The organism is Actinomycetospora sp. NBRC 106375 (assembly GCF_030269665.1).
In the GTDB taxonomy this organism is placed as follows: Bacteria; Actinomycetota; Actinomycetes; order Mycobacteriales; family Pseudonocardiaceae; genus Actinomycetospora.
On record NZ_BSTS01000034.1, the window covers coordinates 1 to 23,928 of the forward strand.

21 protein-coding genes and 1 pseudogene are annotated in these 23,928 nt (G+C 75.4%); 8 read left to right on the forward strand and 14 right to left on the reverse strand.

The window, feature by feature from the left end; genetic code table 11:
• Positions 1-144 (reverse strand): adenosylhomocysteinase (locus tag QSK03_RS31115; RefSeq protein ID WP_285659533.1); only part of this gene is annotated, 144 nt, incomplete at its 3' end.
• A 460-nt stretch (positions 145-604) separates the two neighbouring features.
• Here QSK03_RS31115 and QSK03_RS31120 point away from each other — a divergent pair.
• Positions 605-2,275 carry a long-chain fatty acid--CoA ligase gene (locus QSK03_RS31120; RefSeq protein WP_285659495.1) on the forward strand — a complete coding sequence of 557 codons (1,671 nt, stop codon included), beginning with the start codon at positions 605-607 and terminating at the stop codon, positions 2,273-2,275.
• A gap of 66 nt (positions 2,276-2,341) precedes the next feature.
• Here QSK03_RS31120 and QSK03_RS31125 read toward each other — a convergent pair whose 3' ends face one another.
• From QSK03_RS31125 to QSK03_RS31155, 7 genes are all read right to left on the reverse strand, one after another.
• Entirely contained in the window at positions 2,342-3,880 is a 1,539-nt protein-coding gene (locus QSK03_RS31125) for an amino acid permease (RefSeq protein ID WP_285659497.1), read from the reverse strand.
• 166 nt (positions 3,881-4,046) lie between these two features.
• Entirely contained in the window at positions 4,047-5,000 is a 954-nt protein-coding gene (locus QSK03_RS31130; RefSeq protein WP_285659498.1) for a cation diffusion facilitator family transporter, read from the reverse strand.
• Between the two features lie 67 nt (positions 5,001-5,067).
• Complete coding sequence (gene manA / locus QSK03_RS31135; RefSeq protein ID WP_285659500.1) at positions 5,068-6,297, reverse strand: mannose-6-phosphate isomerase, class I; 1,230 nt, start codon at positions 6,295-6,297, stop codon at positions 5,068-5,070.
• 16 nt (positions 6,298-6,313) lie between these two features.
• Complete coding sequence (locus QSK03_RS31140) at positions 6,314-7,435, reverse strand: phosphoheptose isomerase family protein (RefSeq protein WP_285659502.1); 1,122 nt, start codon at positions 7,433-7,435, stop codon at positions 6,314-6,316.
• A 6-nt stretch (positions 7,436-7,441) separates the two neighbouring features.
• Positions 7,442-7,678, reverse strand: coding sequence for a Trm112 family protein (locus QSK03_RS31145; protein ID WP_285659504.1), 237 nt, complete (start codon positions 7,676-7,678; stop codon positions 7,442-7,444).
• Positions 7,679-7,701: 23 nt separating this feature from the next.
• Positions 7,702-9,168, reverse strand: coding sequence for a phosphomannomutase/phosphoglucomutase (locus QSK03_RS31150; protein WP_285659506.1), 1,467 nt, complete (start codon positions 9,166-9,168; stop codon positions 7,702-7,704).
• Between the two features lie 150 nt (positions 9,169-9,318).
• A complete protein-coding gene (locus tag QSK03_RS31155) occupies positions 9,319-9,765 on the reverse strand; it encodes a DUF3499 domain-containing protein (RefSeq protein WP_285659508.1) in 447 nt (148 codons plus the stop codon).
• A 233-nt stretch (positions 9,766-9,998) separates the two neighbouring features.
• Here QSK03_RS31155 and QSK03_RS31160 point away from each other — a divergent pair, with 233 nt between their 5' ends.
• Positions 9,999-10,409, forward strand: coding sequence for a metallopeptidase family protein (locus QSK03_RS31160; protein ID WP_285659535.1), 411 nt, complete (start codon positions 9,999-10,001; stop codon positions 10,407-10,409).
• Here the strand turns inward: QSK03_RS31160 and QSK03_RS31165 are convergent.
• The 4 genes and pseudogenes from QSK03_RS31165 to QSK03_RS31180 form a co-directional block, all read right to left on the reverse strand.
• A pseudogene (locus QSK03_RS31165) lies at positions 10,364-11,534 on the reverse strand (MFS transporter). The gene QSK03_RS31160 and the pseudogene QSK03_RS31165 overlap by 46 nt on opposite strands.
• A gap of 59 nt (positions 11,535-11,593) precedes the next feature.
• Complete coding sequence (locus QSK03_RS31170) at positions 11,594-11,983, reverse strand: VOC family protein (protein WP_285659509.1); 390 nt, start codon at positions 11,981-11,983, stop codon at positions 11,594-11,596.
• 32 nt (positions 11,984-12,015) lie between these two features.
• The gene (locus tag QSK03_RS31175) at positions 12,016-15,576 is read right to left on the reverse strand and encodes a glycosyltransferase family 2 protein (protein WP_285659510.1); all 3,561 of its coding nucleotides are present in this window, start codon (positions 15,574-15,576) and stop codon (positions 12,016-12,018) included.
• Between the two features lie 110 nt (positions 15,577-15,686).
• Complete coding sequence (locus tag QSK03_RS31180; protein WP_285659536.1) at positions 15,687-15,947, reverse strand: WhiB family transcriptional regulator; 261 nt, start codon at positions 15,945-15,947, stop codon at positions 15,687-15,689.
• Between the two features lie 305 nt (positions 15,948-16,252).
• On the opposite strand from QSK03_RS31180, the gene QSK03_RS31185 reads away from it, so the two are divergent.
• The 4 genes from QSK03_RS31185 to QSK03_RS31200 all read left to right on the forward strand — a co-directional run bounded on the left by QSK03_RS31185 (position 16,253) and on the right by QSK03_RS31200 (position 19,968).
• Positions 16,253-17,023 (forward strand): site-2 protease family protein, encoded by a 771-nt coding sequence (locus QSK03_RS31185; RefSeq protein WP_285659512.1) that lies wholly within the window; start codon positions 16,253-16,255, stop codon positions 17,021-17,023.
• 77 nt (positions 17,024-17,100) lie between these two features.
• A complete protein-coding gene (cofD, locus tag QSK03_RS31190; protein ID WP_285659513.1) occupies positions 17,101-18,054 on the forward strand; it encodes a 2-phospho-L-lactate transferase in 954 nt (317 codons plus the stop codon).
• Positions 18,047-19,405 carry a coenzyme F420-0:L-glutamate ligase gene (locus QSK03_RS31195; RefSeq protein ID WP_285659514.1) on the forward strand — a complete coding sequence of 453 codons (1,359 nt, stop codon included), beginning with the start codon at positions 18,047-18,049 and terminating at the stop codon, positions 19,403-19,405. Before cofD ends, QSK03_RS31195 begins: the two co-directional genes overlap by 8 nt.
• Positions 19,402-19,968, forward strand: coding sequence for an NUDIX hydrolase (locus QSK03_RS31200; protein WP_285659516.1), 567 nt, complete (start codon positions 19,402-19,404; stop codon positions 19,966-19,968). The genes QSK03_RS31195 and QSK03_RS31200 overlap by 4 nt, the downstream gene beginning before the upstream one ends.
• A gap of 293 nt (positions 19,969-20,261) precedes the next feature.
• On the opposite strand, the gene QSK03_RS31205 is transcribed toward QSK03_RS31200, so the two are convergent.
• Positions 20,262-21,206 (reverse strand): DNA-3-methyladenine glycosylase family protein, encoded by a 945-nt coding sequence (locus QSK03_RS31205; RefSeq protein ID WP_285659518.1) that lies wholly within the window; start codon positions 21,204-21,206, stop codon positions 20,262-20,264.
• The gene (manB, locus tag QSK03_RS31210; protein ID WP_502872244.1) at positions 21,199-22,305 is read right to left on the reverse strand and encodes a mannose-1-phosphate guanylyltransferase; all 1,107 of its coding nucleotides are present in this window, start codon (positions 22,303-22,305) and stop codon (positions 21,199-21,201) included. The genes QSK03_RS31205 and manB overlap by 8 nt, the downstream gene beginning before the upstream one ends.
• A 125-nt stretch (positions 22,306-22,430) precedes the next feature.
• On the opposite strand from manB, the gene QSK03_RS31215 reads away from it, so the two are divergent.
• Together QSK03_RS31215 and QSK03_RS31220 are read left to right on the forward strand one after the other, a co-directional pair.
• Positions 22,431-22,919 carry a hypothetical protein gene (locus tag QSK03_RS31215; RefSeq protein WP_285659519.1) on the forward strand — a complete coding sequence of 163 codons (489 nt, stop codon included), beginning with the start codon at positions 22,431-22,433 and terminating at the stop codon, positions 22,917-22,919.
• Between the two features lie 9 nt (positions 22,920-22,928).
• Complete coding sequence (locus QSK03_RS31220) at positions 22,929-23,903, forward strand: aldo/keto reductase (protein WP_285659521.1); 975 nt, start codon at positions 22,929-22,931, stop codon at positions 23,901-23,903.
• Positions 23,904-23,928 lie beyond the last annotated feature (25 nt).

Consider the following 23,928-nt stretch of genomic DNA (forward strand, 5'->3'; position numbering starts at 1 on the left):
CAGGGCCATCAGGCCGGGCATCTCGTGCTCGGCGAGCCGGATCTCCCGGCGGCCGAAGTCGGCCTCGGCCAGGTCGGCGACGGCGAAGTCGATGCCGTTCTTCTCGGCGAACTTCTCGTTGACGGTGCCCACTGCGTTCGTCATGACTCCTCGTCTTCTCGGGTGTGTCGTCGGCGGCGGACCGCGGCGCTCGCGACTCCTGGACCTCGGACGTGTCTCGACCGGCGGACGGGACACGCCGGGAGGTCACGGGTTCGCGCGCACGGTTCACCACCATCCACAGGCGCCCTTGCGATGGTGCGGACCACTGCCGAGCGTGGCGGCCGGGAGACCGGCCGTTGCAGCGCCACTCGACAGCTTCCGTTCGCACGAGGTGTGCGATCGATGCCGTGAAATAAGTCCAGCACAGGCCCTGTGGACGGTCAACCGGAGCGCGCCGGACGCGGCGCCGCGCGCACGGATCCGACGACCCGTCCGCGCAGGTCCGCTCCGCGTCGGCACGGAGTGCGTCGACCGGATCACACCGGGTGCGCCACCGCGCGTGACGGGCCGGTCGCCGATTCCGGCGAGGGGGTGATTCCGGGCGCCGGAACCGTAGGATTGCGTGACCGGAACCACAGAGATCCAGGAGGCCACGGACGTGCTCGGACAGATGCAGGACTACCCGCTCGCCCTGCCGCACGTGTTCCACCGCGCCGAGCAGCTGTTCGCCCACAAGCCGATCGTCGGCGTGGGCGCGGGCGGCACGGTGCAGCGCAGCGACTACCGCACCTGGGCCGAGCGGGTCCGGCGGGCGGCCGCCGCGCTCGACGCGCTCGGCGTCTCGGCCGAGGGCCGGGTGGGCACGTTCTGCTGGAACAGCCCGGCGCACCTCGAGCTCTACTTCGCCGTGCCCTGCAGCGGGCGCGTCCTGCACACGCTGAACATCCGGCTCTTCGTCGAGCAGCTCATCTACATCGCGAACCACGCCGAGGACGAGGTCGTCTTCGTCGACCGCTCGCTGTTCGGCCAGTTCTGGCCGCACGTCGACCAGATGACGACGGTGCGCAAGGTGATCGTCATCGACGACGGCGCCGACGTGGCGATCCCCGACGACGAGCGGATCACCGACTACGACACCCTGCTGGCCTCGGTGGAACCGAAGGCCGGCCCCTTCGAGATCGACGACGAGAACCGGGCCGCCGCGATGTGCTACACGTCGGGCACCACCGGCAACCCGAAGGGCGTCGTCTACTCCCACCGGTCGTCGGTGCTGCACTCGATCGCGGTGCTGATGGCCGACGTCGCGGGCCTCGTCGAGCGCGACGTCCTGCTGCCGATCGTGCCGATGTTCCACGCGAACGCCTGGGGTACGCCGTACGCGGCGATCTTCGCCGGCTCGTCGCTCGTCATGCCGGGGCCGAACATGACCCCGAAGGCGATCGCCGGCATGCTGCGCGACCACGAGGTCACGGTGACCGCCGGCGTCCCGACGATCTGGATGGGCGTGCTGCCCGAGCTCTCCGAGGGCGACCTGCCGTCGCTGCGCCTGCTGCTCTGCGGCGGGTCGGCGGTGCCGAAGTCGCTGTCCGAGGCGTGGCGCCAGAAGATCGGCCTGCCGATCACCCAGGCCTGGGGCATGACCGAGACGAGCCCGATCGCCACCACCGGGGTGCTCAAGAGCGTCCACGACGGCCTGTCCGACGACGAGCTCGCCGACGTCCGGGCGACGGCGGGCACGCCCGCGCCGCTGGTCGACCTGCGCATCTGCGACCCGGACACCGGCGAGGTGCTCCCGTGGGACGGCGAGACGTCCGGTGAGCTCCAGGCCGCCGGGCCGTGGATCGCCGCGTCGTACTACCGCAACGAGGACGGCGGCAAGCAGTTCACCGACGACGGCTGGCTCAAGACCGGCGACGTCGCCGTGATCGACCGGTACGGCTACGTCAAGCTCGTCGACCGCACCAAGGACCTCGTGAAGTCCGGCGGTGAGTGGATCTCCTCGGTCGACCTCGAGAACGAGATCATGTCGATGGAGGGCGTCGCCGAGGCCGCGGTCATCGCGATCCCCGACGAGAAGTGGTCGGAGCGCCCGCTCGCCTGTGTGGTGCCGAAGCAGGGCGTGGAGCTGACCCGCGAGTCCGTGCTCTCCCACATCGCCTCGCGCGTGGCCAAGTGGCAGGTGCCCGACGACGTCGTGTTCATCGACGAGGTGCCCAAGACCTCGACCGGCAAGTTCTCGAAGAAGACCCTGCGGGAGAAGTTCGCCGGCCACCAGGCGCCTGCGAAGGCCTGACCCCGCACGCACGACAGCGCCCCCGGAGCCTCGGGCTCCGGGGGCGCTGCACTGTCCAGGAGATCGTCAGCCGGGCTGCGTGGGTGTCGCGGCCGGCGACTCGAGACCGCGCTCCCTGCGCCCGACCACGGAGTGGCTCTTCCCGTAGGCGAAGTAGATGACCGCGCCGATCAGCATCCAGACGATGAACCGGATCCACGTCTCCGCGGTCAGGTTGATCATCAGCCAGACGCAGGAGATCACGGCCAGGATCGCCACGATCGGCAGCCCCTTGACCACGAAGCTGCGGGGCAGGTCGGGCTGCTTGACGCGCAGCACCCACGTCCCGATGGCCACCAGCACGAACGCGAACAGCGTGCCGATGTTGACCATCTCCTCGATCACCGTGGCGTCGAAGAAGCCGGCCAGGATCGCGCAGAACACCCCGATGATGATCGTGATGGTCGACGGGGTGTCGTAGCGGCCGGTGCGCGCGAGGTTGCGGGGCAGCAGCCCGTCGCGGCTCATCGCGAAGAACACCCGGCTCTGGCCGAGCATGAGCACCAGGACCACCGTCGTCAGGCCGGCCAGGGCGCCGACCGAGATGATCGTCGACGCCCAGTCGGCACCGACCAGCGAGAACGCCGTGGCCAGGGTGGCCGTGTCGTCGGTCCCGGGCGGGGTCTTGAGCTGGGTGTAGCTGACCATGCCGGTCAGCACGAGGGCGGTGAGCACGTAGAGCACGGTCACGACGCCCAGCGAGCCCAGGATGCCGCGCGGGAGGTCCTTCTGCGGGTTCTTCGTCTCCTCGGCCGTGGTCGAGACCGCGTCGAAGCCGATGAAGGCGAAGAAGACCAGCGAGGCGCCGGCGAGCAGCCCGAACGCGCCGTAGGTGCTGCCGTCGCTGCCGAAGATCAGCGAGAGCAGCGAGGAGTCCAGGCCGGACCCACCCTCCGTGGGCGGCTCGGCCGGCGGGATGAACGGCGAGTAGTTGGCCCACCGGATGAACGTGGCGCCGACGACGATCACGAACAGCACCACGAGCACCTTGGTGATCGTCAGGACCGCGCTGACCCGGCTGGAGAGCTTGATGCCCAGCACCAGCACCACGGTCAGGACGGCGATCACCAGGACGGCGCCCCAGTCGAACGTGGTGAACCCGATGTCCACGGACGCCGACCCCGGGAGGCCGACCGCCTCGAAGATCTGGCCGAGGTACTTCGACCAGCTCTTGGCGACCGTCGCCGCGCCGAGCGCGTACTCGAGGATGAGGTCCCAGCCGATGATCCAGGCGATGAACTCGCCGAACGTGGCGTAGGAGAACGTGTAGGCGCTGCCGGCCACCGGCACCGTCGAGGCGAACTCGGCGTAGCAGAGGCCGGCGAAGCCACAGGCGATCGCGGCGATGACGAACGCGATCGACACGGCCGGACCGGAGACGTCACCGGCCACCCGCGCGGTGATCGTGAAGATGCCGGCGCCCACCAGGACCGAGACACCGAAGATCGTGAGGTCGATCCAGGTCAGGTCGCGCCGGAGCTTGTGCTCCGGTTCGTCCGTGTCCGCGATCGACTGCTCGACCGACTTGGTCCGCAACAACGGGGACCGCGGGGTCGTCGAGGTCATGGCACCTCCCGCTCGCTGCTTCGAAGAAGGTCCACCGGCGTCCGCCGACGACCCGTCGCGTGCGGCGGGACCCTACGCCGGGTGAAGCCCCCATGAGCACGGACACGAGCGGATCGGTGACCGCGCGTTCACAGTGTTGCTCCGTTCGGCCCAACGAGGCCGTGCGTCAGCGCGGCGAGGGGTCCAGCGCGTCGTCGACCGGCCCGGCGTCGGTCCGGTCGAGATCAGGCTCGAGGTAGACCAGCCGGGCCTCCGGCACGGCCGCGCGCAGCCTCGCCTCGGCGTGGTCGATCGCCTCGGCGACGGTCTCGGTGGGCAGCTGCGACGAGACGGCGATCTTCGCGGCGACCAGGAGCTCCTCGGGGCCGAGGTACTGGGTGCGCAGGTGGATCACCCGTTCCACCGGGCCGCCGACGAGCGAGGACGTGATCGTGCGGACCAGGGGCGGCCGGGCGCCCTCGCCGATCAGCAGGCTCTTCGTCTCGACGATGAGGATGACCGCGATGACCCCGAGCAGGACGCCGATCGAGATCGTGCCGATCGCGTCCCAGACGACGTCGCCGGTGAGCATCGTCAGCCCGACGCCGGCCAGCGCCAGGACGAGGCCGATGAGGGCGCCGAAGTCCTCCAGCAGCACGACCGGCAGCTCGGGGTTGACCGACTGCCGGATGAAGCCCCACCAGGACAGGTCGCCCTTCAGCTCCCGCGACTCGTGCACGGCGGTGCGGAAGCTGAAGCCCTCCAGCCCGATGGCGACCAGGAGGATGACGACGGCGACGACCGGGCTCGTGAGGTCCTCGGACTCGCCGGTGAGCTTGTGGATCCCCTCGTACAGCGCGAACACCGAGCCGAGCGAGAAGATCAGGAGCGCGACGACGAACGCGTAGAAGAAGCGGTCGCGCCCGTAGCCGAAGGGGTGCTCGCTGTCGGCCTCCCGCCGCGCCCGCTTGCGTCCCAGCAGGAGCAGGCCCTGGTTGCTGGTGTCGGCGACGGAGTGCACGCCCTCGGCGAGCATCGACGACGATCCGGTGATCGCGAAGCCGACGAACTTCGCCAGCGCGATGCCGGCGTTGGCCGCGAGCGCGGCGACGATCGCCTTGCCGCCTCCGGATGCGGACACGGGGTGCCTCCAGGGATGGACCGGGCGGGTGCCGGGTGAACCTAACGTGTGGCCTGGACGGGAGCCGTCAGGAGCCCAGCCCGTCGGCGGCGGCGAAGGCCAGCGCCGGACCGTCGACCGGCGCGATCGTGACCGGGCCGTCGCAGGCGGGGATCCAGACCGCGGACCCCTTGGCGACGTCGCGGACCTGACCCCGCGACGTCCGCAGCCGCACGACGCCCTCGACCGTCACGAGGATGCGGGGGCCCTCGAGGCCCAGGTCGGCCTCCCCCTCGTCCCCGTCGTCCCCGTCTCCCCCGTCGAACGCGGCGCGGGCGAGGCTGAAGTACTCCGAGGGCGTGTACCGCAGCACCGGCCCGGTGCCCTCGCCCTTGAGCAGGGTCGGGGTGCCCGGCGCGAAGTCGAGCACCCGCAGCAGCTCGGGCACGTCCACGTGCTTGGGCGTCAGCCCGCAGCGCAGGACGTTGTCGGAGTTCGCCATCAGCTCGACGCCGGCGCCCGCGAGGTAGGCGTGCGGCGAGCCCGCGGGCTGGTAGAGGCACTCGCCCGGGGCCAGCACGACCCGGTTGAGCAGCAGCGCGGCCAGCACGCCGGCGTCGCCTGGGTAACGCTCGCCGAGGTCGAGCAGCGTGCGGGCCTCGGTGGTGAACTCCCCGCGCTCGCGGACGTGCGCCACGGCGCCGTCGAGCAGCGCGGGCACCAGGTCGTCGACCGCGCGCTGCGGCAGCGTGATCCAGGTGGTGAACAGCGCGCGCAGGCCGTCGCCGTCGGGCTGCGCGGCGAGCAGCTCGGTGTGGTGGTCGAGGGCCCGGACGTCGAGGGCGCGCAGCAGCCGCACCGTGCGCTCGGCGTCGCGGAACCCCGCCAGCGCGTGGAACTCGGTGAGCGCGCACAGCAGCTCGGGCTTGGGCAGCGGGTCGGGGTAGTTGCGGTCGCCCGCCGTGCGCGGCACGCCCGCCGCCTCCTCGCGCGCATAGCCCGCCGCGGCCTGCTCGGCCGACGGGTGGGCCTGCAGGCTCAGCGGCTCCTCCGCGGCGAGCACCTTGAGCAGGTAGGGCAGCCGGTCGGACCACCGCTGCCGCCGCGACGGGCCCAGCGTGCCCGCCGGGTCCTCGGCCACCACGTCGGTCAGCGGCCGGGACTCCGGATCGCCCACCGTCGAGGACTGGTCGCGGTGCGCGCCGAGCCAGAGCTCGGCCTGCGGGTGCGGGGACGGGACCTCCTCGCCGAGCAGCTCGGCCAGGTGCGTCCGGGACCCCCACGCGTACGTGCGCACGCTGCCCCTGAGGACCTCCACGAGATCGTGCCTCTCCTCAGGCGGTCCGGACGCCCGGCTCCCGCGCCCCGAGGGCGAGGCCGAGGTAGACCGCGGTGAAGTCGAGCCGGGTGGCCAGCACCGCCGCGCGCAGCGCGTCCGGCACCGGTCCCTCCCCGGTCAGGTCGACGTCGTCGATCTCCAGCACGTCGGCGCCCGGGTGGCGCGCGCCGACGTCGGACACGAGCCGGCGCACCGCGAGGTCCTCGCGCACCGCCAGCACCACCAGCCGCGGCGGCGCCGCCGGGGCCGGGTCGTCGAACGGGTCGGCGAAGATCGACGCCTCCCCGGAGCTCTCCTGCAGCCGCGCCAGCAGGGCCGGCTGGGCGCCCGCCGCGGCCACGGTCGTGGCCTGGGCGACGACGCCCGCGTGGGTGGCCAGCACCGTCGCGCCGTAGCCGGCGAGCAGGCCCGCGACCGGGTCGGCGCCCCACAGCAGCGGGGTGCGCTCCGCCAGGCGCAGGGCCAGGCTCTTCGCCGGGTTGACGAACGCCTCCCCGCGGGGCCCGTCGCGCTCGGCCTCGGCGTCGAGCCGGTCGGCGAGCGCATCCAGGTCGAGGTCCAGCAGGTCGAGCCCGCGCGCGACGGCCAGCCCGGTGGCCAGCACGGTCGCGGTGTCGAGACCGTCGGCGTCCTCGCCCGGGACGCCGAGCGTCATCCGCGGCGTCACGGCGAGGGCGCGCCCGGCGCCGGCGGCGGCCGCCGGACCCTCCTCGGGACCGGTGAGCACGACGTGGGCGCCGCGGCGCACCGCCCGGTGCACCGACTCCGCGACGTCCGCCTCCACAGGGTCGCCCTCGCGCCCGCGGTGGGTGGCGACGACGACGTCGAGCGGGCCGAGCCACGGCGGGGCGACGCTCGTGACGATCACCGGGAGCGGCGCGGTGGGGGTCAGGAGCGCGGCGAGCAGGCGGCAGGCCGACTCGGTGGTGCCCGGCCGGGTCAGCAGCACCAGCGCGCGCGGCCGCAGCCCGTCGAGGTCGGCGGGCACGCCGGCCTCGACCGTGGCCTGCGCGGTGGTGCGCACCTGGGCGCCCGCGGTGGCCACGGCGCGCAGGACGCCGTCACGGTCGGCGGCGAGCAGCCGCGTCTCGTCGGAGAGCAGGGCGTCGTCGAGCACGGCGCCTCACCGCCCCTCGGGGCCCGGCTCCGCCGCCCTCGGTCCCGACTCCGCCGGTCCCCCGCTCGCCTCCGACAGCAGGAGCACCGGGATGCCGTCGGTCACCGGGTACCGCCGTCCGCACGCGGAGCAGGTCAGTGCCGCGGCGTCCGCGTCGTCGGGCGTGCCGGGGCGCAGCGTGCCGTGGTCGGGCGCGGGGCACGCGAGGATGTCGAGCAGGTCGGGGTCCAGACCGAGCGGCATCGTCGGATCTCCTCTCGGTCGGGTCAGCCGCGCACGAGCGCGAGCACCTCGTCGCGCAGCGCGGCCACGGCGTCGTCGTCGGCGGCCTCGACGTTGAGCCGCAGCAGGGGCTCGGTGTTCGAGGGCCGCAGGTTGAACCAGGAACCGGCCCGATCTCCGGTGGCGGGCAGGGTCACCGTCAGGCCGTCGAGGTCGTCGGTGGTGACACCGTCGCGGTCGCCGAAGGTCTGCTCGACCTCGGCCATGACCGCCGTCGGGTCGGCGACCGTCGAGTTGATCTCGCCCGAGGCGGCGTAGCGCTCGTACCGCGCCATCAGCTCGGACAGCGGGCGGTCCTGCTCGCCGAGCGCCGCCAGGACGTGCAGCGCGGCGAGCATCCCCGAGTCCGCGCGCCAGAAGTCGCGGAAGTAGTAGTGCGCCGAGTGCTCGCCGCCGAAGACGGCACCGGTCTCGGCCATCGTGCCCTTGATGAACGAGTGGCCGACCCGCGAGCGGACCGGCGTGCCCCCGGCCTCGGTGACGATCTCCGGGACCGCCCGCGACGTGATCAGGTTGTGGATGACCGTCGAGCCGGGGTGCTTCGCGAGCTCGCGGGTGGCCACGAGCGCGGTGATCGCGCTGGGGCTCACCGCGTCTCCCTTCTCGTCGACGAGGAAGACGCGGTCGGCGTCGCCGTCGAACGCGAGGCCGGCGTCGACGCGCCCGAGCGTGATCACCTCGCGCTGGAGGTCACGCAGGTTGTCCGGGTCGAGCGGGTTGGCCTCGTGGTTGGGGAACGAGCCGTCGAGCTCGAAGTAGAGCGGGTAGACCTCGATCGGGAGATGGCCCGGACCCGACCCACCCTGGAGCACGGCCGGCACGGTGTAGCCCGCCATCCCGTTGCCGGCGTCGACGACGATCGACAGCGACCGGATCCCCGACAGGTCGACCAGCGAGCGCAGGAACGCCGCGTAGTCGTCCCGCAGGTCACGGTGGCTGACCGCGCCGCGCTCGGCGGCCGCGGCATCCGGGGTCGCCGCACCCGGACCGCGGTCGAGCAGCGCGGCGATCTCGTCGAGCCCGGAGTCCTGCCCCACCGGCGCCGCCCCCGCGCGGCACAGCTTGATGCCGTTGTAGGTCGCCGGGTTGTGGCTCGCGGTGAACATCGCGCCCGGCATCTCCAGCGCGCCGGACGCGTAGTAGAGCATGTCGGTGCTGGCCAGCCCGATCGCCACGACGTCGACGCCGAGCGCCGTGACGCCCTCGGTGAACGCGTCCGCGAGCTCGGGCGAGGACTCCCGCATGTCGTGCCCGACGACGAGGCCCTTGCCCCCGCCGAGCCCGGAGCCCGTGCCCGCGGCCTGCTCGTCGAGCAGCACCCGCGCGTAGGCGGCGCCGACGTCGCGCACGAAGGTCGCGTCGAGCTGGGTGCCCACGAGCCCGCGGATGTCGTAGGCCTTGACGACCTGGTCGATCACCTGGGCGCGGTCGGGTGCGGTGTCGGCGGTCATCGTTCCGGCTCCGTGTCCCTGAGGTCCCTGGGGTCCCTGGCCTGCACGCTGAACACGGGGTTCAGCCTATCGGCCCTGGGGTGATCACTGTGGCCGCCGGGCGATCGCGTCCGTCGAACGGTGTCGCGTCGGGAGGGTCGGGAGGACGGGTCAGGAGGACGCCGGGTCCGGCAGGACCCGCAGGTGTCCGCGCCGACCCGTGGTGGTCGTGGGGATGCCACCGGTCATGCCCGGCGCGGGCCCGGGCGGCAGGGCGTCGCCGAGGCCCTGGCCCGCGGTGACGCGCGCGCGGCCGTCCCCGATGCCCGTGTCGGCCAGGGGGCGGTCGGCACGCCCGGCCTCGCGCACGGCCTCGGCCAGGGCCGTCAGGTCGTCGGCCGACGGCTCGGACGGGAACTCGCCCTCGTAGCGCACGACCTCCCAGCCCCGCGGGGCGGTGAGGCGCACGGCGTGACGTTCGCAGAGGTCGTACGAGTGGGGCTCGGCGCTCGTCGCCAGCGGACCGACCACGGCGGTCGAGTCCGAGTAGACATAGGTCAGGGTGGCCACGGCCGCGTGACCACACCCGGTCCGTGAGCACTTCCGCACTCCTCGCACGGCACGCACGATAGCCCCGCGCGCGGCCCCCGCCCGGCAGGCGCGCGGGGCGCGTCGGCCCGTCCGGGGGCAGGCACGGGCGCGTCCGGAGCACATCACCGCACCCCCGGGCGCCCCCGCGTAGGCTCCGGGCCGTGACCAGGAGCGCGAGTCGCCGGGGAGCCACCCCGTCCGCCGGGCACGTCACCGGCCCGCGCCGGCGCCGCCGCGACCGCCGCGGCCGGGGCCTGCGGATGCCGCTGTACCCCTCCGGCTCCCCCGCCGCCCGCACCCGCGCGGAACGCTTCGACGCCCTCGTGCTCGAGGCCCTCGAGCCCATCGAGGAGCGCTGGAGCGCCGAGCTCGCGGACCTCGACGTGGCCGTCGACGACGTCCCCGAGGTGCCGTCGGGCGGCCTGCGCTCGCCGGTGGAGGACGACGCGGTGCTCGGCGACGGCGAGGTGCCCCTGGCCCGCCTGGTGCCCGCGGGCATGGACCGCCGCGGGGCGGTCACCCGCGCCCGGATCGTGCTCTACCGCCGCCCGCTCGAGGCGCGCGCGCTCGACGGCGAGGACCTCGCGGACCTGCTGCACGACGTGCTCGTCGAGCAGGTCGCGGGCTACCTCGGCGTCGAGCCCGACACCATCTCCGGCGACGAGGGCTGAGACCCCGAGAGTCCCGACGGTCCCGGTCCCGCCCGGGTCGCCACCAGGGTCGCGCCGATCCCGACGAGGTACGCGAGCATGGCGGCGAGACCCAGGAGCATCGGGACCCGCGGCCCGACCCGCGCGGTCAGCCGGCCCGAGAGCGTCGACCCGAGCGCGACCGCGACGGTCATCGGGAGCACCGCCAGCCCCGCGGACCACGGCGCGAGGGCGAGCGGCCCCTGCAGGACCAGGGACACGACGAGCAGCACGCCGTAGATGCCGAGGTTGAACACGGCGCCGACGGCGACCCCGCCGGAGAACCGTCGCGAGGCGAAGAGCGACGGGGGCACCATCGGCGCGCCCACCCGGCGCTCGACGAGCACCACGGCGACGGCCCCGACGACGCCGGCGAGCAGCAGGCCCGCGGCGAGGGGGTCGTCCCACCCGCGCTGACCGGCCTCGATGAACCCGCCGGTGACGGCGCCGAGGGCCAGGGTGCCCAGGACGAGGCCCGCGAGGTCGGGGCGCCCCGCGGGCACGGGGGCGGCCGGTGCGACCGCCCGCCGGACCAGCAGGGCGGTGACCAGGCAGAACGGGACGTTGACGAGGAAGATCGCGCGCCAGTCGACCAGGGTGATGAGCAGTCCGCCGGCGAGCGGCCCGATGGCCATCCCGAGGCTGCCGAACCCGCCCCACGTGCCCAGCGCCCGCGCGCGCCGGGCCGGGTCCGGGAACTGCCGGACGATCAGCGCCAGCGAGCAGGGCAGCAGCGCGGCGGCGCCGAGACCCTGGACCGTGCGCGCCGCGATCAGCCAGGGCATCGACGGCGCGAGCGCGCACGCGGCCGACGCCGAAGAGGCCCAGGCCCAGCAGGCACACCCGCCGGGCGCCGACCCGGTCGCCGGCCGAGCCCGCCGTGAGCATCCCCGCGGCCAGCGCCACCGTGTACGACGCGACGATCCACTGCTGGGCGCCCACGCCGGCGGCCCCGCCCGCCGTGGCCCCGGCGCCGAGGTCGCGGCCGATCGCCTCCAGGGCGACGTTGACGACCGTGACGTCGAGCTGCACGACGAGGAACGCCAGCGACAGCGCGACGAGGGCGAGCCGGTCGCGGGCGTTCCCGCCCGTGTCCGAGGTGGTCATGGCCCGACGATGTCGCGGGGTCGCTTCGGCGTGGGCCGCAGCGAGGACACGGGCCCGCCTCAGCCGAAGGTGTGGTGCACCGCCTCGACGTTGTGGCCGTCCGGGTCGCGCAGGAACACGGCGTAGTAGCCCGCGTGGTACTCCGGGAAGATCCGGGGCGCGTGGAGCACCTCGGCGCCGTGGGCGAGCGCCGCCTCGTGCACGGCGTCGACCGCGCCGCGGTCGGGCGCGGCGAAGGCGACGTGCAGCTCCTGGGCGACGGCCTCGCCCGGGGCGAGCCAGAAGTCGGCGTGCGGGCCGCCGGAGCTCAGCCCGACGACCTCCGGCGCGCCGGGTGGGCCGGTGGGGATGCGCATCCCGACGGTCATGCCGAGCGGCGCGAACACCGCGGTGTAGAAGGCGACGGAGGTCTCGACGTCGCCACAGGGGAAGCCCATGTGATCGAACACACGACGGAGCCTAGGACCGACCCCCGACAGCGCTAGTCCAGTCGCTTCCGGCTCGGCAGGGCCGAGAGCGCCGTGAACAGCACGAGCGCGAGCTGCAGGAGCAGGAGCAGCAGGCGGGTGGTGTCGCCGCGGTCGACGACGACCGGCCCGCCGGAGGCCGGGACGGGCACGCCGACGAGGTGCCCCCACGCCGGCACCGGTGCCACGGGTGCGCCGCCGACGGTCGCGCTCCAGCCCGACTCCTGCTCGGCGGCCAGGACGAGCAGCCGGCGGTCGGCGCCCGGCGACACCCGCACGCCCACGGTCGGGAGGTCCGAGGGGACCGGGGTGAGGCCGTTGGGTCGCCGCGGCGCGGCGCGGCCGTCGGTGGCGTCGTCGGAGACCGGCGGCTCGAGCAGCACCGACCCAGCGACCGGCAGCGCCACCCGGGCCGTCGGGCGACCGTCGGAGACCGGCGGGGCGTCGCCGAGCAGCGGCCCGGCCGCGCCGCGCACCGCCCGGGCGGTGTCCTCGTCGGGCAGCACGATCGCGCCGGTACCGGCGGTGGCGAGCTCGGCGACACCGGCCTGCACCGTCGCGGGGTCGCCGGAGAGCAGGGCGCGCACGTCGCGCTGCAGCCGGGCCGGCGCCGCGCCGACCGGCGCGAGGTCGTCGTCGCCGTAGCGCGGCAGGACGGGTCCGGCGCGGCGGGTGGTGTCGGCGTCGCGGGTGACGACGACGACGCCGGCGTCGGCCCGGGTGAGGTCGTCGGCCAGCGGGGCGGCCAGGGCCGGGGCCCGGGTGTCCGCCAGCGGCCCGGCGCCCCCGGCGAGCACGGTGACGACGGCCAGCGCGGCCACGGCGGTCGCGACCACCGGGACCGCCACGCCCCGGGCCCGCGCGCTGCGCTCGTCGCCGGCGTCGCGGCCGCGGGGCCGCAGGCGCGCCGCCAGCCCCGTCACCCCGGCGCCGGCGCGCTCCGCCGCGCCCGCGATCCGTCCGCCGAACCCGGCGCCGCCGAGGTCGAGCTCGGACTCGCCGCGGCGGGCCGGGGCGCGCTCGGCGGGGTCGCGGCGCCCGAGCAGCCGGCCCAGCGGCTCGGTGCGGGCGGCGGCGACCTGGGCGAGCAGGCTCCACACCGCCCCGCAGGCCGCGAGGGCCAGCGCCGGGCCCGTCCAGCCCGGGCGCGGGTCGCCGCCCGAGAGCGGGGCCAGGGCGAAGGAGCCGACCACCCCGGCCGCGACGACGCCGAGCAGCAGCAGCGCGAGCCCCGGCACCGCGGCCCGGCGTGGGGCGACCAGCGCGCCGCCGACCGCGAGCAGCACCAGCACGAGGCCAACCCACGGCAGCACGCCGGGGCCGCCCGGGTCGAGCGAGAGCACCGACAGCGGCGTCACGACCTGCTCGGCGACCGGGGAGCCGGTGCCGTGCAGGAGGACCTCCGGCCCCGCGAGCAGGGCGGTCGCCCAGGGCAGGAGCAGCAGCACCGGCAGCACGACGATCACGGCCAGCGCCATCGCCCGGCGCCGGGCGGCCTTCGGCGGCGCGGGGACCAGGACGAAGCCGATGATCACCACGACGAGCACGAGCAGGTGCACCAGCGGGGCGAACGCGCTGACGACACCGAGGGCGAGCGCGGTGCCTGCGGCGGTGCTCCACCACGACCCGCGCCGGCCCGACACCCGCACGCCGCGCAGCACGGCGATCACCCCGGCGAGCACCAGCGGCAGCAGCACCACGGCGACGACGCCGTCGAGCCGGCCCTGGGCGACCGCGCCGGCCGGGATCCCGAGCAGCGCGTAGACCGCGCCGGCCAGGGCGCGCAGCACCCGCCCGACCCGCAGCTCGCGCGTGGCGAGGTAGGCCGACAACCCCGCCAGCGGCAGCGCCAGGAGCAGCAGCAGCGACGCCGCGGCGGGCGGCCCGCCCAGGGGCGCCAGCGGCGCGCCGAGCACGCCGAGGACGGCCAGCGACGCCGCGGCGGGCGCCCCGGTGCCGCCGGCGACCGGGTGCCAGACCGCGAGGTACGACGACCACAGCTCCCGCAGGCCCGGGACCTCGGCGATGCGCCCGCCGGCCAGGCCGAGCCCGAGACGGGCGCGCTGGGTGACCAGCGAGACCAGCGTCAGCCCGACGACGAGCAGCAGCGGCGGCGCCAGCAGGAGCTCGCGCGCGACCCGGCCCGGCGTGATCGGGACGACCACGACCCGCTCGCTGGGGTCGGTCGGGGGGTCGTGGTCGTAGGGCTCGCCGCCGTACGGCACCGGCCCCGTCGGGGGCCGGGCGTCCTCGACGGGGGCCCGCGGGCCGGGGAGCGCGACGGCCAGCGACTCGCCGGGGCGGCGCAGGCCCGCGGCGCGCCGGCGGCGGACACCGGCCGCGGCCCCGACGGGCAGCGCCTCCGGCCCGACCACCGGCGCGCGCCGGGCCTCGTCGCCCGCCGCGTCGAGCGCGTCCGCCCGGGAGCCGCGCTCGGCCCACTCGGGCAGGCGGCCGAGGTCGAGCTCCTCGCGCAGCCGGCCGCGCACCAGCGAGGTCAGCCCGCCGCGCACGGCGTTGCGCAGCCGGGTCGTGCGGCTGGTCAGCAGGCCCCGCAGCTCGCGGGGCAGGGCGGTCGCGCCGGTGCTGCGCCGGCGGCGGGCGTCGGCGAGGTCCGCGATGCCCGGGCCGGAGCCCAGGACCCGCGACAGGCCGGCGAGCTCCGCCCCGGCGGCGCGACCACGGCGCACGAGCAGGAGGCCCAGCGCGCGCAGGACCGCGAGCACGGGCAGACGCACGAGGCCGAGCACGAACGCCGGGCTCGAGCAGTTGGCGAGGAAGGTCCGCACGCCGTGGGCACGGTCGGTGGCCCGGTAGCGCGGGTCGACGCCCGCCGTGTCGAGGGGGCGGACACGGGTGGCGAGCGCGCGGGCGTGCCGCAGGCGGGCCGACGGGGCGCAGAGGACGAGGCCACCGGCACGGTTGACGCGCCAGCCGAGGTCGACGTCCTCGCGCAGGAGGCCGAGCGCGGTGTCGTAGCCGCCCAGGGAGTCCCACTCCCGGCGGCGCACCAGCGACCCCGCGGACCCGACCGCGAGGACCTCGGAGTTGGTCGCGAACTGGCCGAGGTCGAGCTCGTCGGCGCCGATGCCGGTCTGGCGCGACCCGGACGCGTCGATGGAGACGCCGGCCTCGACGACGAGCCGCGGGTCGTCCCAGTCCAGGCACAGCGGCCCGAGGACGGCGGCGGACGGGGAGGCGTCGGCGACCGAGAGCAGGACCTCGAGGCAGTCGGGGGCGGGCGCGGCGTCGTCGTGGAGGACCCAGAGCCAGTCCCCCGACCCCCGCTCGCCGTACTCGGCGTTGCGCCCCCACCGCCGGTCCGCGTCGTCGACGGCGGTGTGCACGGCCTCGGCGAACCCGGTGTCGTGCGGCATCCGCAGGACGACGTCGACCTGGTTGCTCGCCGCGAGGAGGTCCGCGGTGCCGTCGGTCGAGCCGGTGTCGACGGCGATCACCCAGCGCGGACGGCGGGTCAGATGCGCCAGGGCGTCGAGTGTCGACGGGAGCCAGAACTCACCGTCATGGCAGACGAGCACGGCCAGCACGGGTGCCGGCGGGGAGGATCGAGCCACGTGCCGTCCTTCCCCTCGGGCCACCACCCGAGGGCGCCCACGCTGCGGTCCGCCGCCCGAGACTAGGGCCCCGGCGACGGCCGCTCCGCCCGGGGTGTCCCGGGCCGGGGTCAGACAGCGCGGCGCTTCAGACGGCGCCGCTCACGCTCGGAGAGGCCGCCCCAGATGCCGAACCGCTCGTCGTGGCCGAGCGCGTACTCGAGGCACTCGGTGCGGACATCGCAGCTGTTGCAGATCTGCTTGGCCTCCCGGGTGCTGCCGCCCTTCTCGGGGAAGAACGCCTCGGGATCGGTCTGCGCGCACAGCGCGCGCTCCTGCCACTCCTGCTCGTCCTCGCTCACCATGGCGAGCTCGGACAGGACGTCCCTCATCCCGACCAGCGACCTGCCCGGACCGTGCGTCTCGAATCCTTGACTACCCAGCACCACCGACCCGCTCTCCGCACCGTTCACGACGCCTCCCTCGTCTCGACTCCCCCCGGCCCCCGCAAGCGGACGAGGCGTCGGCCCCGCACCGACGTGTCATCGCGTAGGAATTACACCGGTGTCGTTCCATCCGGGTCAAGCTCGGGGCCCCGGATAGCCGCATGTCGCGACGACCGGTCGTCACGTGCGGTGAGCGTCATGCGCTATCCGTAGCAACGAAGGCCCGAACCGCTTCGGGGACACTGGTCCTCGTGGCCCCCCGCTCACGCCTGCGCGCTCGCTCCCCGGTCAGCCCCATCTTCCTGGTGCTCGTGGCCCTCACCGCCGCGGGGGGCGCCCTGACCCTCCTCGGGTCGCGGGGCGCCGTCATCGGCGGCACCGTCCTGCTGGTCCTCGCCGGCTGGGCGGTGTCGCTGTGCCTGCACGAGTTCTCCCACGCGCTCACCGCCGACCGCTGCGGCGACCACTCCGTGCGCGCGCTGGGCTACCTGACCCTCGACATCCGCCGCTACGCCAACATCGGCCTGACCCTGGTGCTGCCGCTGCTGTTCCTGCTCATCGGCGGGATCCCGCTGCCCGGCGGGGCCGTGTGGATCCAGCGCGCGGCCCTGCGCTCGCGCCCGGCGATCAGCGCGGTCTCGCTCGCGGGCCCGGTGGCGAACCTCGTGCTCGCGGCCCTCATCGGAGTCGGTGTCGCGCTCACCGCCCCGCCGTTGCCGCTCGCCGCCGCGCTGTCGTTCCTCGGGCTGATCCAGGTCCTGACGTTCGTGCTGAACCTGCTGCCGATCCCGGGCCTCGACGGCTGGGGCGTCATCGACCCGTACCTGCCGTACGCCACCCGGGCGGGCGCCGCGCGGATCGCGCCCTACGCGCCGTTCGCGATCATCCTGCTGCTGTTCCTGCTGCCCGGCGCGTCGTCGCTGCTGTTCACGGTCGCCGACGCGCTCTTCGGCCTCGTCGGCGGCGACAGCGCGGCCGCGTCCCTCGGCAGCGCGCAGTTCACGGCGCTGCTGTCGCGCTGACCCCGGCCCGACCCTCCGCACGCCGCTGTCGGTCCCGGGGAGGACGATCGGGGCGAGAACCGAGAGAGGAGTTCGGCGTGCAGGTCACCGTTCTGGTCGGCGGTGTCGGGGGCGCCCGCTTCCTGCAGGGCGTCAAGGCCGCGGCCGCACCCGGCGACACGATCCGCGCCGTGGTCAACGTCGGCGACGACATCTGGCTGCACGGGCTGCGCGTCTGCCCCGACCTCGACACGTGCATGTACACGCTCGGCGAGGGCATCGACCCCGAGAAGGGCTGGGGCCGCGCCAAGGAGACCTGGTCGGTGCGCGAGGAGCTCGAGGCCTACGGCGCCGACCCGACGTGGTTCGGCCTCGGCGACCGCGACGTCGCCACCCACCTCGTGCGCACCCGGATGCTCCGCGCCGGCTACCCGCTCTCGCAGGTCACGGCGGCGTTGTGCCACCGCTGGTCGCCCGGTGTCGAGCTGATCCCGGCGAGCGACGACCGCATCGAGACCCACGTCGTCGTCGACGACCCCACCGACGGCGAGCGCCGCGCGATCCACTTCCAGGAGTGGTGGGTGCGCCGCCGCGCCGCGCCGACCGCGCACTCGTTCGCCTCGGTCGGCCGCGACCAGGCCACGGCGTGCCCCGCGGCGCTCGCCGCGGTCGCCGAGGCCGACGTCGTGCTCGTGGCCCCGTCCAACCCCGTGGTCAGCGTCCACACGATCGTGGACGTCCCCGGCATGCGCCCCGCCCTGTCGGCGGCGCCCGGGAAGGTCGTCGGGGTGTCGCCGATCGTCGACGGGCACGCCGTGCGCGGCATGGCCGAGGCCTGCCTGGCGGCGGTCGACGTGCCGGTCAGCGCCGAGGGCGTCGGGCGCTGGTACGGGTCACGGTCCACCGGCGGTCTGCTCGACGGCTGGCTCGTGGCCCCGGGCGACGGCGCCGAGGTGCCCGGCGTCGAGGTCCGCGAGGTGCCGCTGATGATGACCGACCCGGACACCACGGCGGCCATGGTCCGGGCCGCGTACGAGGTCGCGGGTGTCTGATCACCCCGATCACGCCGCCGGGGGTCTGACCCTCTGGGGCGTCACCGGCCTGCCGGAGTTCCGCCCCGGCGACGACCTGGCCGGGGCGCTCGCCGACCGCCTGGAGGGCACGCTGGCCGACGGCGACGTCCTCGTCGTCACCTCGAAGGTGCTCTCGAAGGTCGAGGGCCGCCTCGTCGCCGTCCCGTCCGACCCCGACGAGCGCGACGCCGCCCGGCGGGCGCTGATCGACCGCGAGACCGTGCGGCTGCTGGCCACGAAGGGCCGCACCAAGATCGTCGCCAACCCGCTGGGCATCGTGCAGGCCGCCGCGGGGATCGACGCCTCGAACGTCGCCGGCGACGAGGTCGCGCTGCTGCCCGCCGACCCCGACGGCTCGGCCGCGGCCCTGCGCGCGGCGCTGCGCGAGCGGCTCGGGGTCGACGTCGCCGTCGTCGTCACCGACACGATGGGCCGCACCTGGCGCACGGGGCAGACCGACGCCGCGATCGGCGCCGCGGGCCTGGAGGTCGTGCACGCCTACGCCGGCGCGGTCGACGCGCAGGGCAACGAGCTGGTGGTCACCGAGGTGGCCGTGGCCGACGAGGTCGCCGCCGCCGCGGACCTCGTCAAGGGCAAGCTCGGCGGGGTCCCGGTCGCGGTCGTCCGCGGGCTGCCGGCCGCCCTCCGATCGGAGACCGCGCGCGGCGCCGACCTCGTGCGCCCCGTGGCGGAGGACCTGTTCTGGCTGGGGACCGACGAGGCCCTCGCCCGGGGACGTCGCGAGGCCGTGCCGGCGCGGCGGTCGGTGCGCTCCTTCGCCCCGGACCCCGTGGACCCCGCGGCGCTGCGGCGCGCCGGCGCCGCGGCCCTCACCGCGCCCGCCCCGCACCACACCCGGCCGGTGCGGTTCGTGCACCTGATGGCGGACGGCGTGCGCGCCCGCCTGCTCGACGCCATGGCGGAGGCCTGGCGCGCGGACCTGCGCGGCGACGGGTTCGGTGAGGACGCCGTGGCCCGGCGCGTGGCCCGCGGCGACATCCTGCGCAGCGCGCCCGCGGTCGTGCTGGCGTTCCTCGTGCCCGAGGGGGCGCACCCCTACCCGGACGCCCGGCGCGCCGCCGCCGAGCACGCGATGTTCACCGTCGCCGGGGGCGCCGCGGTCCAGGGGCTGCTCGTGGCGCTCGCCGCCGAGGGCCTGGGCTCGTGCTGGGTGTCGTCGACGATCTTCGCCCCGGACGTCGTCCGCACCGAGCTCGGGCTGCCCGGCCACTGGGAGCCGCTCGGCGCCGTCGCCGTCGGCCACCCCGCGAGCGCCCCGCCCCCGCGCGGCGAGCTCGTGGCCGACGACCGGTGGGTGGAGATCCGGTGACCAGCGAGCCGACCCTGGCCGCGACGACCCGCGCCGCCGTCACCACGGCCGCCGTGCACGCCGACGCCCGCGCGGTGCTCGACCGCTGGCGCGCCGGGAGCCGCGAGCTCGACTCGGTGCGCCAGGCGCTGCTGTCCTACCTCGACGCCCGCCCCGACGCTTGTTCCCGGTCCTGCGCGCCGGGCCACCTCACGGCGTCGGCGCTGGTCCTCGACGCCGCCGGCGAGCGTGCGCTGCTGACCCTGCACCCCCGCGTCGGCGCCTGGATCCAGCTCGGCGGGCACATCGAGCCCGGCGACACGACCCTGGCCGGCGCCGCGCTGCGCGAGGCGACCGAGGAGTCCGGGATCGCCGGGCTCGTCCTCGACCCGGACCCGGTGCACGTCGAGGTGCACGCCCTGACCTGCTCGCTCGGCGTGCCGACCCGCCACCTCGACGTCCGCTTCGTCGCGCACGCGCCCGCGGGCGCCGTCGAGGCGATCAGCGAGGAGTCGTTGGACCTGCGCTGGTGGCCGCTGGCGGAGCTGCCCGACGAGGTCGCCTTCGGACGGGCGCTGGGCTGAGGCGCCGGCGCTGCCGCGGTGACGCCGCGGTGACGCCGTGGTGATCAGGAGAGCGCCATCCAACCGTCCGGCCCGATCGACGTCGATGGCGCGCCCCTGATCTCGCCCCGGGCACCGGGACACACCGGCAGCTCCCGCCGAAACGCTTCGGTTCCCGAAGCATCCCCCGCACCCGAGGCCGGCCCTCAGGCCGGCGACACGACAGTGATCAGGAGAGCGCTCTCCACCCGTCCCGATCGACCGACGCCGATGGCGCGCCCCTGATCTCGCCCCGGGCACCGGGAGGGCCCGCGTCAGTACGACCGGTAGTCCTTCGGCGAGAACCGCGGCCCGAAGCGCGGGCGGCGGAAGCCCGACGCCTCGATGTAGCGGACCGCGCGCTGGCGCTGGGGCGCGTAGCAGGCGAGGACCTCGAGCATCCCGGCGTCGTCGAGCTTGTGCCCGACGAGGGCCCAGCCGACGACGGTCGGGATGTGGAAGTCGCCGACGCTCACGGCGTCCGGGTCGCCCCACGAGCGCTGGGCGACCTCGGCGGCGGTCCAGACGCCCACGCCGGGGATCTTCTGCAACAGCGCCCGCCCGGCCTCGCCGCGCAGCTCGGCGGCCTTCTCCAGGCGGTGGGCGACGGCGGCCGAGGCGAGGATCGCGCGGCGGCGGCTCTGGTCGACGCCCGCCTTGTGCCACTCCCAGTCGGGGACCTCGCGGATGCGTCGCGGCGTGGGCGGCAGCTTCATCCGCCGCGGCGTCGGACCCGGCGCGTCCTCGCCGAACCGCCAGCACAGCTCGCGCCACGACCGGCGCGCCTCGGTCCCGGTGACCTTCTGCTCGAGGATCGCCGGGAAGAGCTGGTCCCACACGGTGCGCGTCGCCCCGAGGCGCAGGCCGGGCATGCGCCGGCGCGTCTCGGCCACGAGCGGGTGGTGGCCGACGAAGCCGGAGTCGTCGTCCTCCGCCCCGAGCAGGGCGGGGACGCCGTCGACCACCCACGCCGCGCCCGGTCCCCAGGCCCGGGCGCGCACCTCGCCGCCGCGGCGTGACAGCGCGAGCGTCGCCGGGCCGTCCGGGGTGGGCGTCGACCGCCAGAGCTCGCCGCCGTCCGGACCGTCGAGCTCGGTGTGGAACGTCGGGTCGCCCCGCCCGCGGCGCAGCGGCGCGACGAGCGAGCGCAGGTCGAGCACGAAGTCGGGTCGCCAGGTCCGCTCCGCCTCCGGGGCGGCGATCGACCGGGCCTCAGGCACCACCCGAGAATCGCAGACCGCCGTCGGGGATCACGAGACCGGGCCAGAGCCGGACGCCCGCCAGCAGCTCGCAGGACGCCCCGACCGTGGTGCCCTCGCCGACGACGGCGTCGCTGACGACGGTGTCGTCGCCGATCGACGCGGCCGGGCCGATCACCGAGCGCTCGACGACGGCGCCGTCGCCGATCCGCGCGCCGTCCATGAGCACCGAGCCGGACACCCGCGCGCCCTCGCCGATCTGGACGTCGGCGCCGACGGTCGTCCCGTCGGTGAGCGAGGCCGAGGGCGCCACCTTGGCGCCCGGCAGCATCAGCGCCGTGCCGACCGGGCCCGGCAGCGCCGCGGTGGGCGCCGCGCCCTGCACGAGGTCGGCGCTGCCGCGCACGAACGACGCCGGCGTGCCGAGGTCGAGCCAGTACGAGGACTCGACGTGGCCCTGCAGCCGCGCGCCGCCGGCGAGCAGGCCGGGGAACGTCTCGCGCTCCACCGACACGGGCCGCCCGGACGGGATCGCGTCGAGCACCTCGCGCCGGAAGACGTAGCACCCGGCGTTGACCTGGTCCGTCGGCGGCGCGAGCGTCTTCTCGAGGAACGCGGTGACGCGCCCGTCGGCGTCGGTGGGCACGCAGCCGAACGCGGTCGGGTCGGGCACGCGCACCAGGTGCAGCGTCGCCTCCGCGGCCGCGGCGCGGTGCTCGGCGACGACCGCGCGCACGTCGACCCCGGAGAGGATGTCGCCGTTGAACACGACGACCTCGTCGTAGGAAGCGTCCAGCGCGCTCCCCGCCCAGCGGATGCCGCCGCCGGTGCCCATCGGCTCGGGCTCGGGGCAGCATTCCAGGTCGAGGTCCAGCGCCGACCCGTCGCCGAGGAAGCCCTCGAACACCTCCGCGCGGTAGGCGGTGCCGAGCACGACCTTGCGGATGCCGGCCGCCGCGATCCGCGACAGCAGGTGCGCCAGGAACGGCACCCCGGCCGTCGGCAGCATGGGCTTCGGCGTGCTCAGCGTCAGTGGGCGCAGCCGGCTCCCCTGACCACCGACGAGGATGATCGCGGCCGTCCTCGCCGGGTCGATGTCCGCCGTGTCCTCCGTGTGCACCACCCGTGACCCCCCACGTCGATGACGAATCGTGACCGCGGGCGATAGTGTGGACCCTCCCGGGGCGGTCCGGAGGATCACCCCGTGCAGGCCCGCCCGTCGGGGGAACGAGCAGGAGGGTCACCGTGGGCTCGAATGCGTGGGAGCGTGCGCAGGAGGCCATCGCGCACGCCCACGAGCGCGCCACGGAGCGTGACGAGGACGTCATCACGCCGGACACCGCGGTCTCCCCGTTCGACGCGTCGGCGACCACGGTGCTCCCGCACGGGCTCGCCTCGCGCGGCGGGCCCCAGGACCCGGACCTCACCCAGCGCATCCCGCACGGGAACGGGCACGCGGGCGGCAACGGGCGCCCGACCGTGTCCCAGGAGGCGCCGGACGACGCGCGCACGGTGCGGTTCCGGGCGCGCGGGGCGAGCCACCCGGGGACCTCACCGTTCCCGGCGAGCCCGTTCCCGACGCCGACCGCCGACGGCGGCGACGGCGCCCCCGACGACGGGCGACCCGGGACCGGGCGGTCGGGTGACCGCCCCGGCGCCGGCTCCGGCCGTGGTGACGAGACCCCGGCGGACGAGCGCCGGCGACCCTGGTGGCGGCGCCTCTTCGGCGGGTAGGACTCCCGCATGCAGACCGCGAAGCTCGGCGACCTCACGGTGTCGCGCATCGGCCTCGGCGCCATGGGCATGTCCACCGCCTACAGCGGCGCCGGACAGGACGACGACGCGTCCGTCCGCACCATCCACCGCGCGCTCGACCTCGGCGTCACCCTGATCGACACGGCCGAGGTGTACGGCCCGTACGTCAACGAGGAGCTCGTCGGCCGCGCGATCGCCGGGCGGCGCGACGAGGTCGTGCTGGCCACGAAGTTCGGGCTGATCTCCCACACGGGACGGCCGCAGGGCTCGCCCGACAGCAGCCCGGAGAGCATCCGCACCGCGGTCGAGGGGTCGCTGCGCCGGCTCGGCGTCGACCACATCGACCTGTACTACCAGCACCGTGTCGATCCGCAGGTCCCCATCGAGGAGACGGTCGGCGCCCTCGGTGAGCTGGTCACGCAGGGCACGGTCCGGTACCTGGGGCTGTCCGAGGCCTGGCTGGACACCATCCGCCGGGCCCACGCGACGCACCCGATCACCGCACTGCAGTCGGAGTACTCGCTCTGGACCCGCGACCAGGACGAGGTCCTGCCGCTGCTGCGCGAGCTCGGGATCGGCCTCGTGCCCTACTCGCCGCTGGGCCGGGGCCTGCTCACCGGGCAGGTCCGGTCGATCGACGACCTCGACGCCGGCGACATGCGGCGCGACAACCCCCGCTTCGCCGAGGAGAACTTCCGGCGCAACCTCGCCCTCGTCGACGAGGTCACCGCGGTGGCCGCCGACGTCGGGGCGACACCGGGCCAGGTGGCGATCGCCTGGCTCCTCGCCAAGGGCGGCGACATCGCCCCGATCCCGGGCACCAAGCGCGTCGAGCGGCTCGAGGAGAACGTCGGCGCCGACGCCGTCGTGCTGACCGACGAGCAGGTGCGCCGCCTCGACGACCTCACCCCGCCCGAGGGCGGGCACCACAGCGAGCAGCAGATGCGCCTCATCGAGCGCTGACCCGCGGCGTCACGACGCTGCTGAC

What these genes read in the sequence shown, in the direction of transcription:
- QSK03_RS31150 (WP_285659506.1), bottom strand. Translation starts at nt 9,168, where the DNA reads ATGACCGCCGACACCGCACCCGACCGCGCCCAGGTGATCGACCAGGTC.
- QSK03_RS31145 (WP_285659504.1), bottom strand. Translation starts at nt 7,678, where the DNA reads ATGCCGCTCGGTCTGGACCCCGACCTGCTCGACATCCTCGCGTGCCCC.
- QSK03_RS31125 (WP_285659497.1), bottom strand. Translation starts at nt 3,880, where the DNA reads ATGACCTCGACGACCCCGCGGTCCCCGTTGTTGCGGACCAAGTCGGTC.
- QSK03_RS31220 (WP_285659521.1), top strand. Translation starts at nt 22,929, where the DNA reads ATGCAGACCGCGAAGCTCGGCGACCTCACGGTGTCGCGCATCGGCCTC.
- QSK03_RS31180 (WP_285659536.1), bottom strand. Translation starts at nt 15,947, where the DNA reads ATGAGGGACGTCCTGTCCGAGCTCGCCATGGTGAGCGAGGACGAGCAG.
- QSK03_RS31160 (WP_285659535.1), top strand. Translation starts at nt 9,999, where the DNA reads ATGCCGCTGTACCCCTCCGGCTCCCCCGCCGCCCGCACCCGCGCGGAA.